Genomic DNA, 11,403 nt, shown 5'->3' on the forward strand with positions numbered 1-11,403 from the left:
GACAGGTCATCGAGAAAAAACGCCGCGCCCTACCTCACCTTTTCGCGAGAAGGCCCGATCGGCCAATTACGACCTTCTCCGGCTTGGCCGGCTCGGGGTCAGCTAAGCCACGAAAGGCCTCTCCTAATTCCGCCTTACCCATCGCGTAGACTCGCTTGTCTCGCAGGCTGGTAATGCCTTCCTGCCAAGCCAACAACATGCGTTTGCCGATATCGTTGAACCCAGGGTGCTCTTGCATCGCCGCACGCACGTGGGGCCCGACCTCGATCAACGCATCTCCGATTCGGTCGATGATGGTCTTCTGGTCCTTGGCCGAAACGCCAAAGGTTACGGTGATGAACTGCTGAAGCTGTTTACCAGGCGCCCAGGTCTTCCTGCCACGGAACGCGATGGCCGGTGGGTTGTTCCTGTAGTCCACGTATGCCGCGGTTGTGATCATGTCGTAAGCCGGCGCCAGATGGACGTCTTCGAGGCCGGTATAAAGCAAGGCCACGTTTTTCGCGTGGCAATCGGCATTCCTGAGCGCGAAGGTCAGAAGCAACATGGTGGCCATCTGCCGAAACACTTCCGCTCGATTTATAACCGGTACGTGGTCGCGCACGGCCTTCGCTATACGTTCCCACGTCGTCTCGTATTTAGCGGCTGGACGTAGCCCCAACAACGCGCAGAAGTCCTCCATGCCCAGGTTCGGGATACCGTTCCCGTCCACGTCGAAGCGATGGACGATCAGCACCTGTCCGTCACGCGAGATGTCGGTCCTGGCCGCAGGCATCACTTTCGCCACGACCTGCATGCATAGATGTTCGTTGAGGGTAACGAACGGCAGGAGCCGGGACGAACCCTTGACGATATGTCGGTGGGTGAACAGCGTGGCTCTCGTGTGAGCGTTCGCGGCTGCTACCTCGACGTCCGTATCCAGGAACTTCGGAACGACGCCAGATACGCCGCTAGTGGCGTGTTGACGCACCAAGTCGGCGAAGGCCTCCTCGGAATTGTCGCCTTGAAGCAAGGCGGCGACATCCACCGGCTTAGGCGGATCCCTCAGATCGACTCCGGGCGCCGCTACTTGAATCCGGCCGATCATGTTACGGCCGATCACTGAAAGGAGTGCCATGGGACTGGCACCGATATGTGGACCGAACTGCTCCTGCAACACTTGCAGCAGGTATCCCTCCGGCAGATTCATCTGGAAGATGGGGTGGAGCACGTCGTCCCAGAGATACGGATCTCGACGAACTCGCATCGTCAACGAGACCAGGTCGTTCGGTAGCACACCGTCACGATAGGTCATCGAACTCCTGAAGTCGCCGATGGACTCCAACGTGGCGACCTCGCGGCCCGACACATAGACCGAGAGGTTCATGAGCCACCGCGCTCGCGACGGAGTTCATCCAGAGAACCCGATGTCCCCATGTCGACGAATTGCAATTCCATCCCCAGGACGGCGAGCACCGCCAGCAGTTTTCGGGAGCCAAATTCCGCTGTCTTGCCGCGCTCGAAACGAGACAAAGCCTCTTGGGTTAGACCCGCTCGCGCAGCCACGTCGCCCTGCTTCAGATCGAGAGACTTCCGCTTGGCGGCTACCGCTTCACCTAGCTCAGTGAGGGTTTGCATTTTGATGTATTTGTCAAAATATGTGGAAGTTGCTCGATTATTTGACAAATACATCAAAAAAACAACTGTCGATCTTACTTTGCCCGCTTGGCCGCCTTTCCCCTGGACGCATTGAGCGCAATAGCGGCGCGGACGAGTGCCTTGAACGCATCCGCGTCGACCTCCTCGCCCTCGCCGATGTCGATGGCACGCCTCACGTTCCCGTCCAGGCTCGAATTGAACAGCTCCGAGGGGTCTTTCAACGACGCGCCCTTGGCGAAGGTCAGCTTCACCTTCGCCTTGTACGTCTCGCCGGTGCAGATGATGCCGCCGTGCTCCCATACCGGCGTGCCCATCCACTTCCAGGTTTCGACGACCTCCGGGTCGGCCTCATGGATGAGCATGCGCATCCTCGCCAATGTCTCGCCGCGCCAGTCGGCGAGGCTCGCGATTCGTTCGTCGATCAGCCTGGACGCCGATTCGTTTCCCGACATGTCTTTAGCCTTCATGCCACGCCTCCCCATCAATGGCCCGCGTCGAAGTCTATCGTCCCACGGGGCTGAACTGCTGGATCACCCAATCGATGAACACCCGCACGCGCGGACTCAACTGGCGAGCCCTCGGATACAGGATGGACACCGGTCCCGGCGGCAGCGCATACGGCGCAAGCACCCGCTGCAAACGCCCTTCGGCAAGGTCCCGCTCGATGTGGAACAACGGCATCTGTGCGAGGCCGAAGCCGAGCCGCACCGCTTCCAGGAAACTCTCCGTCCCCGTGACGGATAACGGCACCGCCATGTCCACCTTGGTGACCTGCCCCGCCTCGACGAACTCGAAAGGTCTCAGCGCACCCGTGGTGATGGAGCGGAGGCACACGGCCCGATGATTCGCCAGGTCGTCCAGGCTCGTCGGCGCGCCGTACTTCTCCAGATAGCTGGTCGCGGCACATGTGATCCGCTCGAGCGACGTGACGGGCCTCGCGATCAGGTCGCTATCCGGCAAGGCGCCATAGCGCAGCACGCAATCGCAGCCCTCGCGGATGACGTCGACCCAGCGGTCGCTCTCGCTCATGGCGATCTCGATCTGCGGGTACGCGGCGAAGAAACGCGGAAGGCTGGGCATGAGGAAGTGACGGGCCAGGGTGCCCTGCACCTCGATCCTCAACATGCCCTTGGGCACCGCCCCACTGAAGGCACCTTCCGCGTCTTCGATGTCGTCGAGGATCGCCAGGCAGCGGCGGTAATACGCCTCACCGTCGAGGGTCGGGCGAACCGTCCGCGTGGTCCTCTGCAACAGCTTCACGCCCAGCCGGTCTTCCAGTTGCTTGATGACCTGGGTGGCCGTCGAGCGAGGAATTTCCAGGTCGTTGGCGGCCTGGGTGAAGCTCCGGCGGTCGACTACCCGGGTGAATAGCCGCATGGCTTCGAGTCGATCCATTCGGCGCCCTAATTGTTCGTGATTACAGAACTGTGTTGCCAAAACTAGCTGGATTATTTGCTCGACTCAAGCGCGGATAGTTCGTCCCACGCCGCCCACCACGGGTTGCCCTTCTGGAGACGAAATCATGAACGAGACGAACAAGGTTGCCATCGTGACGGGTGCTTCGCGCGGCATCGGTGCCGCCATCGCCAGCCGGCTCGCCGCCGACGGCTTCACCGTCGTCGTCAATTACGCCGGTCATGTGGCGGAGGCCGAGCGACTGGTGGCGAAGATCGAGGCCGCCGGCGGCCGAGCCATTCCCGCACAGGCCGATGTGAGCGACGGTGCCGCCGTGGCCCGGATGTTCGATGCCGCCCAGGCGGCCTTCGGTGGCGTGGACGTCATCGTCAACAACGCCGGCATCATGAAGCTCGCAAGCATCGCCGACACGCAAGACGCGTTGTTCGACAGCCACGTCGCCATCAACCTCAAGGGCAGCTTCAACATGCTGCGCGAAGCGGCGAAGCGACTGCGCGAAGGCGGCCGCATCATCAACCTGTCTTCCAGCGTCGTCGGCCTCTACCAACCCAACTATGCCGTCTACGCGGCCACCAAGGCTGGCGTGGAAGCCATGACCCACGTCCTCTCCAAGGAACTGCGCGGCCGCAACATCACGGTGAACGCCGTGGCTCCCGGTCCCACGGCCACCGCGCTCTTCCTCGACGGCAAGCCGCAGGCCGTCATCGACCAGTTGGCGAAGCTCTCGCCGCTGGAACGCCTCGGCCAACCGGAAGACATCGCCAGCGCGGTGGCGTTCCTCGCCGGCCCAGACGGTGCATGGATCAACGGCCAGGTGCTGCGCGCCAACGGCGGCGTCATCTGATCCCCTTCGAACGACATCCCATCCAGGACATTCCGTCATGAGCAAGAAAGTCATCCTGATCACCGGCGCCTCCAGCGGCTTCGGCCGCATCACCGCCGTAGCACTCGCCCGCGCCGGCCACACCGTGTACGCGTCGATGCGCGACGTGGCCGGGCGCAATGCTGGAAACGCGGCCGAGATGGCCCAGCTATCGGCCTCCGAAAACGTCGACCTGCGCGCACTCGAACTCGACGTGCAATCGGACGCCTCGGCCGAAGCCGCCATCGAGGTCATCATCGAGGAGAGCGGGCGCATCGATGTCCTTGTCCACAACGCTGGCCACATGATGTTCGGTCCCGCCGAAGCCTTCACGCCCGAACAGTTCGCCCAGCAGTACGACGTCAACGTGCTGGGGACGCAGCGGGTCAACCGCGCCGCGCTTCCGCACATGCGCGCGGCGAAGCAAGGCCTCCTGGTTTGGGTTTCCAGCAGCAGTTCGGCCGGCGGCACACCGCCTTACCTGTCGCCCTATTTCGCCGCGAAGGCCGCGATGGATGCGCTGGCGGTGCAATATGCCCGCGAACTTTCGCGCTGGGGCATCGAGACCTCGATCGTCGTGCCGGGTGCCTTCACCAAGGGCACCAACCACTTCGCCCATTCGGGGCGTCCCGCCGACGAAGCCCGTCTCGCCGACTACGAAGCCGGCCCCTACAAGGGCTTTGGCGAACAGGTGCAAAAGGCCTTCGCCGAGATCGTTCCGGACGACGCCGATGTCGGCGGCGTCGCGAAGGGCATCGTCGACATCGTGGACATGCCCTTCGGAAGCCGTCCGTTCCGCTTCCACTACGACCCGACGCAGGACGGCGCGAACGTGGGCTTCGCGGTACTCGATCGCCTCCGCGCGGAGATGCTGCACCGCGTGGGCCTGTCCGACCTGCTCAAGCCAGCCATACTGGCTTGAATCCGTCATCCGCGGGCTTAAGGCGAAAAGGCAGCCGCGATAGCCGCCACGGGCTTGCGCAGGATCGTTTCGTTGAAGGTCAGCTGCAATCTTCCTTCATGGACGGAGCCGACGACGATGTCCTGCTCCAACAGGCGTTCCCGCAATCCCGTGGCCATCCGCTCGTCGAGCTCGAGGAAGGCGATGTTGCTGCCGTTCGGCACGCGCTGCACCGCGATACCCGGCATGGCGCCAAGCAGGCCGAGCAACCTCTCCGCCTCGGCATGCACGCGTGTGAATCGCTGATCGAAACCCACCAAGGTCTTCGATGCGATCGCCGCGGCTATCCAGCCGTGGTAGATCGTGCCGCCGAACACGTGGCGCGCCAGGCGCGCTTTCGCGACGAAGGCCTTGTCGCCCGCCAGCACGGCGCCGAACGGCGCGCCCAGGTACTTGTAAAGCGACACATAGACCGAATCGAACGGCGCGCAATACCGCTGGAGGTCGAAGTCCTTGTTGCCATACATCAATAACAGGCGCGCGCCATCCAGGTGCATGCCCGCGCCCTTGCTTCGTGCGAGCGCCCCGAGCTTCGACACCGTTTCCTGCGACACCGCCGCGCCATCCAGCCGCCGCACGGGGCTCTCGACCGAGACCGCACCGATCTCGACCGGGTAAGGCTTCTCGGCGCTTTGCGCGAAGGCCGCGGCCACGGCATCGTAAAGGCCGTCCGAAGCCCCGCCATCGACCGGTACGGGGTTGATCGCGTTCATCACGGCGACCGCGTCCGCCTCGTCACGATAGACGTGGCTTTCCTTCTGCAGCAGCACACGCGAACGGTCGCCGCTCAGGAGCCGGATGGCGATCTGATTGGCCATGGTGCCGGTCGGCATGAAAGCCGCGTCTTCCTTGCCCAGCAGCTTCGCGAACTGCGCCTCCAGGCGTCCCACGGCGCCTTCCGCGAGGTAGGAATCGCCCACATCGCTGGTTTCCTTGAGTATCTCGGCCAGTTGAGCGGGGTATTGCGCCGGTTTCCTCGGCACGTTGTCGCCGGCCAGGGAGACCATCTTTTCAACGGGGATGTCCTGCACCGAACGTGGCGTCTTGGCGGCGGCGTGTGCCGCCGGCCAGGCCAGGCCCAGGCCTGCCAGGGAAAGCGCGCCCAACGGCGCGGCCTGCATGAACTCGCGACGACTGACCATCCGATCCCTCCCGTGAGCGACACCCCTATGCCGGCCAAGACTCGCATGTCCTTTCGTGGCCGCCAATGGCCGTCCGTCATGGGTCCCTGGCGGGGCGGAGGCCGGATTCCTGCACGGTTCCGTCGCAGGCACTAGAATGCCGCCCCCGCCGTCGCGTCCGCCTGTAGCCGCATCATGCATATCGTCGTCAACGAAGACCTCAAGGCCTACATCGACCCGCTGACCCCCGACGAGTACGAGGCGCTGGAGCGCAGCCTGCTCACCGAGGGCTGCCGCGACGCGCTGGTGCTATGGGGCGACACGCTGGTCGACGGGCACAACCGGTACGGCATCTGCCGCAAGCACGACATCCCCTTCACCACCGTGCAGAACGAGCGTTTCCAGTCCCTGGACGACGTGCACTTGTGGATGATCGAGCAGCACCTGGGACGGCGCAGCGTCTCGGATTTCCAGCGCGGGGTGCTGGCCCTGCGCAAGCGCGAGATCCTCGCCGAGCGGCGTGCCCGCATGGCCGCGGCCGAGGGTGCCGACACCGCGTCCGACCTGCCCTTCGATGCCGCCGGCGCACAGCCGGCACAGGGGAAGCCGGCCAAGACCCCTCCCGCCGAGACCCGCAAGGACATCGCGCGCGAAGCCCGGATCAGCAGCAACCAGGTAGGGATGATCGAAAAGATCCGCAAGGAGGCCGCTCCGGAGGTGGTCGCCGCGGTGAAATCCGGAACCTTGTCGATCAGCGCCGCGGCGGCGGTTGCCAGCCTGCCCGAGGAAGAACAGCGTGCCGCGGCCACCGCCGGCGACGCGGAACTGAAGGAAGCGGCCAAGCGCGTCAGGGAGTCGAAGCGCAAGCCGCGTGAAAAGCCGACCGACGAGGTGAAGGCCTTGCGCGAGCAAGTCGCCGAACTCGAAGCCGAGAACCGCAACCTTCGCCGCGAGATCGACAGCCTGCGCGCCCGCCTTGGCGAAAGCGTGCCCGAGGACGCCGACGAGGCGCCGGCGGAGTAAGGTGGCGAAAGGCCGGGAACTCCGGTGGCACACCGGTGTTCCAAGGCCGGTACACCGGACGCGCCCTGAAGCGTTCCATGGCCTAACCCGGAGCGTCCCATGAAACCGATCCTCGCCCTCACCGCCCTTTCCCTGCTTGCCACGGCCGCCGTGGCGCAGGAAAAACCGCTCAACCTCAGGCTGCCGGCGGACTACGTGCCGGCCTCCTCCAGCAGCACCGCGCCCCCGGCCACCACCCAAGGCGCGGCCGGAACGGCGGTGACGAAGAGCGGCGAAAGCGTCGCCGTGACGCCATCCCGGCCGAAGGACCCGCCCGGCACCTACTACGGCGACACCAGCGGCCGCATGGCCGGCGCCGACGTGGAAGACGCAGGTCCCCGCTGCGACGATGCGACCTACAACAAACCCCAGGTACATGGCAGCGTCAGCACGGGCGTGGTCAGCGCCAGCCACGGCGGCAGCGGCAACTATCAGGCAGGCACGGTGAGCCTCAGCCAGGCCTTCGGCAGCTGCGAACATCCCACCGGAGGGGTCAGCATTTCCGTGGGCGGCGGCACCGGACACTTCGGCGGCGGCCGCATCCGCTGATCCCTTTCCTGGGTCGGCCCGCTCAGGCGGGCCGGGCGGCGCATGCCTCCGCGTAGGCCGCGTTGATCTCCTTCGCGCGGCGTTCGGCCAGCGCGCGGATGTCCTCTCCCATGTTGGCCACCTTGTCCGGGTGGTACTGGCTCATGCGCGTGCGGTAGGCGGCCACGATCTCTGCATGCGTCGCCTCCGGAAGCACGCCCAGCACCTCGTGCCATGGCAGCGGTCGCTCGAAGAAAGGCGTGATGTCCGGGGGACGGTCGTCCGGGGTGGGCTCGTCGCGCTTGCCCAGCAACGCGGACGTGTACTTGTAGCCGATCGCAAGGCAGGCGCCGATGACGACGAATTCGAGCGTGCTCATGCCAGGGCACCTTCGATCTGTAGGAGGTAGGTCTGCAATTGCGAGTGCCGCTCGCTGCCGGGGTCTTCGAGATCCATCTGCCGATGCAGCCTCGCGTGGATGGCCGCCGCCAGGCGCGCACGCTCGTCGCTGTCGAGCAAGGCATGGGCCGCGGCCACCAGGTCGAAGCGCTCCGCGGCATGCAGTCCCTGTTTCCGCACGATGTTCAGCGCGTAGGGCGCGCAGAGCAAGGCATCGGAGGCCAACGAAGCGAAGGTCCTGCCGCCGAGTCCGGTGAGCTTGCGCATCCGCCAGGTTCGCAGCACGGCCAGGACGATGGCGACATATAACGCGACCATCCAGCCCAGGAGCACCCATACCGACGTGAACAAGACGGCGGGCATCGCGGCGAACAGCAAGGCCACGAGCATCACAGGAAGCACCGTGGCGCCCACGCCGGATCGCCACGCGCGCAAACCATGCGGCGAGGCGATGTCGAGCGGGGCGAGGCGGGACGACCAGCGCAGGCGCAACATGGGCCGGCCGGGTGCGAGTAATGGAGGTATATAGACATGCCGCCCCGCCAGCTCGAAGTCCGAACCGACGGAGAACGACCAGTCACCGTCCCTCCGTTCGAAGAACACCACATCGTTGTGGTAGATGAGCAGCACGGCGTCGTAGAGATACATCCCCACGACGCCGGCCAGCAACCACCACGCATGCGGCAACATCCCGGCGTCTACGCCTTGCGCCCGAACAGGCGCTTGATCGCGCCGCCGACGGCGGCGAGGCCGATGAGAATGAACTTCCAGGCCGCGGCGAAGAACGTGGCTATCACGGCGAAGAACCCCTTCTTGGCCGCCACCGCGGCCACGCCTCCGGTGATCAGCGCGGCAAGGCCGTACTCCGCCACGCGATCGCCCGCATGGAAATCGGTATAGGTCTGGCCCGGCGCGAACGCGAAGCCATCCAGCGCACCCTTGAAATCCGCAACCGACGCATCGAGCGATTCCGGGTCCGACACCAGTACCACGTTCATGACGCCACTTCGGCCGAGGATGCGCGCGTTATAATTCACCACTTCCGTTTGCGACTTGTCGTTGCGCGCCAGGAACGACCAGGCCAACGACTTGAACTGCGTGTCGTACTGCGGCGGGTTCTTCCAGCCGACGAGGGTGAGCGTGTCCCAGCCGCGCGAGCGACGTTCCTTGTTGCTTTCCTCGGTACCTTCCTTGACGGACTTCAGGATGTCGTCGGGGTCCAGCTTCTCATCGTCCTTGACGTAGCCGATGTCGTCGTAGTCGAAGAAGGCGGTCCAACGCATGTCGGTCGGCGCGAGCGTGTACGTGTCGGTCTCGTCCGGCGGATTCTCCATCAGCACGTTGAGCCGCTTCGTGCCTTCCGGATCGAGGAAGGCATAGCCATCCGGCACCTCGATCGTGGCTTGCGGACCCACCTGCACCTTGGCCGGTCCGAACTGCCATGGCAGATCCGAAAGCGCCGACGCATTCGACATGGATACGAACAGCGACAAGGCGACGAAGGTCGCCCACTTCCTTGCCAAACCCTTCATGGTTTTCCCCTGGTGGGTCGCAACCCCCTGCCGCGACCGGGCGAGTTTGGGACCGGGGAAAAACATCGTCAAGGCAAGCCTCCCCCGATGGCCGGGTGTAGGATCGGCAGGCCCATCGAACGAGGACACGCCATGCCGCAATCCTCCGCCCTGTCCCAGCGTGGCCAGTTCCGTGCCATGTACATGGGTCTCAAGGGCCAGCACGCGCTCGAACACACCCCCGTGATCCTCTGCGAAGGCGACTCCTGGTTTTCCACGCCACTGGCGATGAACCTGCTCGACTGGATCGTGTCTCCCGCCCCCGAAGACGAGGCGCGGGGCGTGCCGCAGTTCGGCAAGGGCGGCCTCTTCTTCCGGGTGGAACGCAGCGGCGATCAGGCGGCTCCGCAAGCCGCCCATCCCGGTCGCTCGATGTTCACCGAGGACAACGTCGACGATCTCGTCGGCTGGTTCACCCGTTATCGGTTCGATGCCGTGCTGCTGAGCGCCGGCGGCAACGACTTCGTCGACACATGGCTGCACGATGCCCTGGCCGGGCGGCGTGGCCTGAGCGCCAGCCAGGCGTTCGATGCCATCGTCGCGACCGGCCGTTACGAAGAGGTACGCGAGGCTTACGCGTTCTTCGTCAAGACATTCCATGAAGCACGGCCCGATGTGCCGATCATCGCGCACACATACGACTATCCGCGGCGCATCGGCAGCGCGGCTGAACTCGGCTTGCGCAACCTGGGCGCCGCCGCCTTGCTGAAAAAGTCTGCCGGCCCGTGGATCGGACCGAACATCGAGACCGTGATCGAGGGCGGCATCGATGCATGGCGCGAGTTCACCCGCCACCTGATCGACGGTTTCGTCCAGCGCGTACTCGAGCCGGTGAAGCGCAACGCGGCTTTCGGCGGCATGTTCGACTACGCGGACCTGCGCGGGCAATTGACCGACGACGCACAGTGGAACGACGAGATGCACCCCACCGAGGCGGGATTCCACCAACTCGCGGGCGTCTTCCGCGCAAAGCTGATAAGCAGGTTACCGCTCGCCAAGCGTTGAACGGAACACCACGATGCGTTCCGCCGCCTGGGGATCCGGGTCATCGCTGCGGAGCCATGGCATCCGTGCAAAGGTGCGCGAACAGGGACCGAGTGTGATCACGCGGATCGGTCGCCGCCGTGCTTCGCGCTCGATGTTGGCCACGACATCGCGCAGCACGCTGCCGACGAAGGGCGTGAACAGGTAGAAGACGTTCGCCTCCGACAGGTCGGCGTCACGCGCGTCGCCGACGCGCATGTGCACGCCGGCCAGGCCCAGGCGGGCTACCGCCTCGACCGCCCGATCGACGTAGGCGGGCTCGCGTTCCACGCCGAGCGTGCGCGCTCCCGTGAGGATCGCCACCAGGATCGGCACGTGTCCCATGCCCGCTCCGAGATCCAGCACGATATCGCCGGCCGTGATGCCGGCACGCGCTACGCCATCGATGATGTGCCTTGCGGGGCTCGGTTGATAGAAAACCATCTCCGCCGGCAACACGCATGGCACCGCGGGTTCCTCCAGCGAAAGCACGCCCGCGACGATATGGTCCAGCACGTCGTAGTGCTGTCCCGTCGGAAAGCCGACATCGAGCCATGCCGTCAACGCGGCGCGTCCTTCGCCGCGACGGATGGCATCCCGGATCGAAGAGAAACCTTCCGCGTCGAGCGTTTCCATGGCATCGAGGAGCCGCGCCGCGCGCTCCCGCCACGCGGGATCGTGCGCGCCGATAAGGAGCAGGTCGAGACGGTCGGCGGCTTCGGCGCGCCACAGGAAGGCGGCGGGGTCACGCCACGCCTGCTCCTGTTCGAGCAGCACGACGGTGGAGGCTAGCGATTCCATGGAACGGTGTGTCTCCTCACAGTT

The 11,403-nt window shown here is 64.9% G+C and carries 14 protein-coding genes; 5 read left to right on the plus strand and 9 right to left on the minus strand.

All coding sequences use genetic code 11. From position 1 onward, the window contains the following. Positions 1–34 precede the first annotated feature (34 nt). Genes J2T07_RS14305 through J2T07_RS14320 form a run of 4 tightly spaced genes read right to left on the minus strand, consistent with a single transcriptional unit; the run spans position 35 to position 3,030 of the window. Positions 35–1,363: a type II toxin-antitoxin system HipA family toxin gene (locus J2T07_RS14305; protein WP_306850785.1), complete on the minus strand. Its 1,329-nt coding sequence runs from the start codon at positions 1,361–1,363 to the stop codon at positions 35–37. Next, positions 1,360–1,668 (minus strand): helix-turn-helix domain-containing protein, encoded by a 309-nt coding sequence (locus J2T07_RS14310; protein ID WP_306850786.1) that lies wholly within the window; start codon positions 1,666–1,668, stop codon positions 1,360–1,362. The genes J2T07_RS14305 and J2T07_RS14310 overlap by 4 nt, the downstream gene beginning before the upstream one ends. Before the next feature lie 20 nt (positions 1,669–1,688). Beyond that, positions 1,689–2,102, minus strand: coding sequence for a DUF1801 domain-containing protein (locus J2T07_RS14315; protein ID WP_306850787.1), 414 nt, complete (start codon positions 2,100–2,102; stop codon positions 1,689–1,691). A gap of 34 nt (positions 2,103–2,136) precedes the next feature. Then, positions 2,137–3,030 (minus strand): LysR family transcriptional regulator, encoded by an 894-nt coding sequence (locus J2T07_RS14320; RefSeq protein ID WP_306850788.1) that lies wholly within the window; start codon positions 3,028–3,030, stop codon positions 2,137–2,139. A gap of 127 nt (positions 3,031–3,157) precedes the next feature. Here J2T07_RS14320 and J2T07_RS14325 point away from each other — a divergent pair, with 127 nt between their 5' ends. Both J2T07_RS14325 and J2T07_RS14330 read left to right on the plus strand, forming a co-directional pair. After that, on the plus strand, positions 3,158–3,895 hold the full coding sequence (locus J2T07_RS14325; protein ID WP_306850789.1) for an SDR family oxidoreductase: 738 nt from the start codon (positions 3,158–3,160) through the stop codon (positions 3,893–3,895). A 37-nt stretch (positions 3,896–3,932) separates the two neighbouring features. Beyond that, positions 3,933–4,835: an SDR family oxidoreductase gene (locus J2T07_RS14330; protein WP_306850790.1), complete on the plus strand. Its 903-nt coding sequence runs from the start codon at positions 3,933–3,935 to the stop codon at positions 4,833–4,835. Positions 4,836–4,852: 17 nt separating this feature from the next. Here the strand turns inward: J2T07_RS14330 and J2T07_RS14335 are convergent, their stop codons facing one another. After that, on the minus strand, positions 4,853–6,016 hold the full coding sequence (locus tag J2T07_RS14335; RefSeq protein ID WP_306850791.1) for a threonine aldolase family protein: 1,164 nt from the start codon (positions 6,014–6,016) through the stop codon (positions 4,853–4,855). Positions 6,017–6,190: 174 nt separating this feature from the next. Between J2T07_RS14335 and J2T07_RS14340 the strand changes: the two genes are divergently transcribed. Beyond that, complete coding sequence (locus J2T07_RS14340) at positions 6,191–7,018, plus strand: plasmid replication/partition related protein (protein ID WP_306850792.1); 828 nt, start codon at positions 6,191–6,193, stop codon at positions 7,016–7,018. 99 nt (positions 7,019–7,117) lie between these two features. Next, positions 7,118–7,606 carry a hypothetical protein gene (locus J2T07_RS14345; RefSeq protein WP_306850793.1) on the plus strand — a complete coding sequence of 163 codons (489 nt, stop codon included), beginning with the start codon at positions 7,118–7,120 and terminating at the stop codon, positions 7,604–7,606. Positions 7,607–7,628: 22 nt separating this feature from the next. On the opposite strand, the gene J2T07_RS14350 is transcribed toward J2T07_RS14345, so the two are convergent. Genes J2T07_RS14350 through J2T07_RS14360 form a run of 3 tightly spaced genes read right to left on the minus strand, consistent with a single transcriptional unit; the run spans position 7,629 to position 9,516 of the window. After that, positions 7,629–7,964 (minus strand): J domain-containing protein, encoded by a 336-nt coding sequence (locus J2T07_RS14350; RefSeq protein ID WP_306850794.1) that lies wholly within the window; start codon positions 7,962–7,964, stop codon positions 7,629–7,631. Continuing rightward, complete coding sequence (locus tag J2T07_RS14355) at positions 7,961–8,674, minus strand: hypothetical protein (protein ID WP_306850795.1); 714 nt, start codon at positions 8,672–8,674, stop codon at positions 7,961–7,963. Before J2T07_RS14355 ends, J2T07_RS14350 begins: the two co-directional genes overlap by 4 nt. Positions 8,675–8,682: 8 nt before the next feature. Continuing rightward, entirely contained in the window at positions 8,683–9,516 is an 834-nt protein-coding gene (locus J2T07_RS14360) for a DUF2167 domain-containing protein (protein ID WP_306850796.1), read from the minus strand. A gap of 132 nt (positions 9,517–9,648) precedes the next feature. Between J2T07_RS14360 and J2T07_RS14365 the strand changes: the two genes are divergently transcribed. Next, positions 9,649–10,560, plus strand: a complete 912-nt coding sequence (locus J2T07_RS14365; RefSeq protein ID WP_306850797.1) for a hypothetical protein — start codon at positions 9,649–9,651, stop codon at positions 10,558–10,560. Here the strand turns inward: J2T07_RS14365 and J2T07_RS14370 are convergent. Continuing rightward, positions 10,540–11,379, minus strand: coding sequence for a methyltransferase domain-containing protein (locus J2T07_RS14370; RefSeq protein ID WP_306850798.1), 840 nt, complete (start codon positions 11,377–11,379; stop codon positions 10,540–10,542). The genes J2T07_RS14365 and J2T07_RS14370 overlap by 21 nt on opposite strands. Between the last annotated feature and the right edge of the window lie 24 nt (positions 11,380–11,403).

Source organism: Luteibacter jiangsuensis (assembly GCF_030812295.1).
Taxonomy (GTDB): domain Bacteria; phylum Pseudomonadota; class Gammaproteobacteria; order Xanthomonadales; family Rhodanobacteraceae; genus Luteibacter; species Luteibacter jiangsuensis_A.

Coding starts and splice junctions, on each gene's coding strand:
- J2T07_RS14330 (WP_306850790.1), top strand. CDS start 3,933: ATGAGCAAGAAAGTCATCCTGATCACCGGCGCCTCCAGCGGCTTCGGC.
- J2T07_RS14310 (WP_306850786.1), bottom strand. CDS start 1,668: ATGTATTTGTCAAATAATCGAGCAACTTCCACATATTTTGACAAATAC.
- J2T07_RS14350 (WP_306850794.1), bottom strand. CDS start 7,964: ATGAGCACGCTCGAATTCGTCGTCATCGGCGCCTGCCTTGCGATCGGC.
- J2T07_RS14335 (WP_306850791.1), bottom strand. CDS start 6,016: ATGGTCAGTCGTCGCGAGTTCATGCAGGCCGCGCCGTTGGGCGCGCTT.
- J2T07_RS14340 (WP_306850792.1), top strand. CDS start 6,191: ATGCATATCGTCGTCAACGAAGACCTCAAGGCCTACATCGACCCGCTG.
- J2T07_RS14315 (WP_306850787.1), bottom strand. CDS start 2,102: ATGAAGGCTAAAGACATGTCGGGAAACGAATCGGCGTCCAGGCTGATC.
- J2T07_RS14345 (WP_306850793.1), top strand. CDS start 7,118: ATGAAACCGATCCTCGCCCTCACCGCCCTTTCCCTGCTTGCCACGGCC.
- J2T07_RS14365 (WP_306850797.1), top strand. CDS start 9,649: ATGCCGCAATCCTCCGCCCTGTCCCAGCGTGGCCAGTTCCGTGCCATG.
- J2T07_RS14320 (WP_306850788.1), bottom strand. CDS start 3,030: ATGGATCGACTCGAAGCCATGCGGCTATTCACCCGGGTAGTCGACCGC.
- J2T07_RS14355 (WP_306850795.1), bottom strand. CDS start 8,674: ATGTTGCCGCATGCGTGGTGGTTGCTGGCCGGCGTCGTGGGGATGTAT.
- J2T07_RS14305 (WP_306850785.1), bottom strand. CDS start 1,363: ATGAACCTCTCGGTCTATGTGTCGGGCCGCGAGGTCGCCACGTTGGAG.
- J2T07_RS14325 (WP_306850789.1), top strand. CDS start 3,158: ATGAACGAGACGAACAAGGTTGCCATCGTGACGGGTGCTTCGCGCGGC.
- J2T07_RS14370 (WP_306850798.1), bottom strand. CDS start 11,379: ATGGAATCGCTAGCCTCCACCGTCGTGCTGCTCGAACAGGAGCAGGCG.
- J2T07_RS14360 (WP_306850796.1), bottom strand. CDS start 9,516: ATGAAGGGTTTGGCAAGGAAGTGGGCGACCTTCGTCGCCTTGTCGCTG.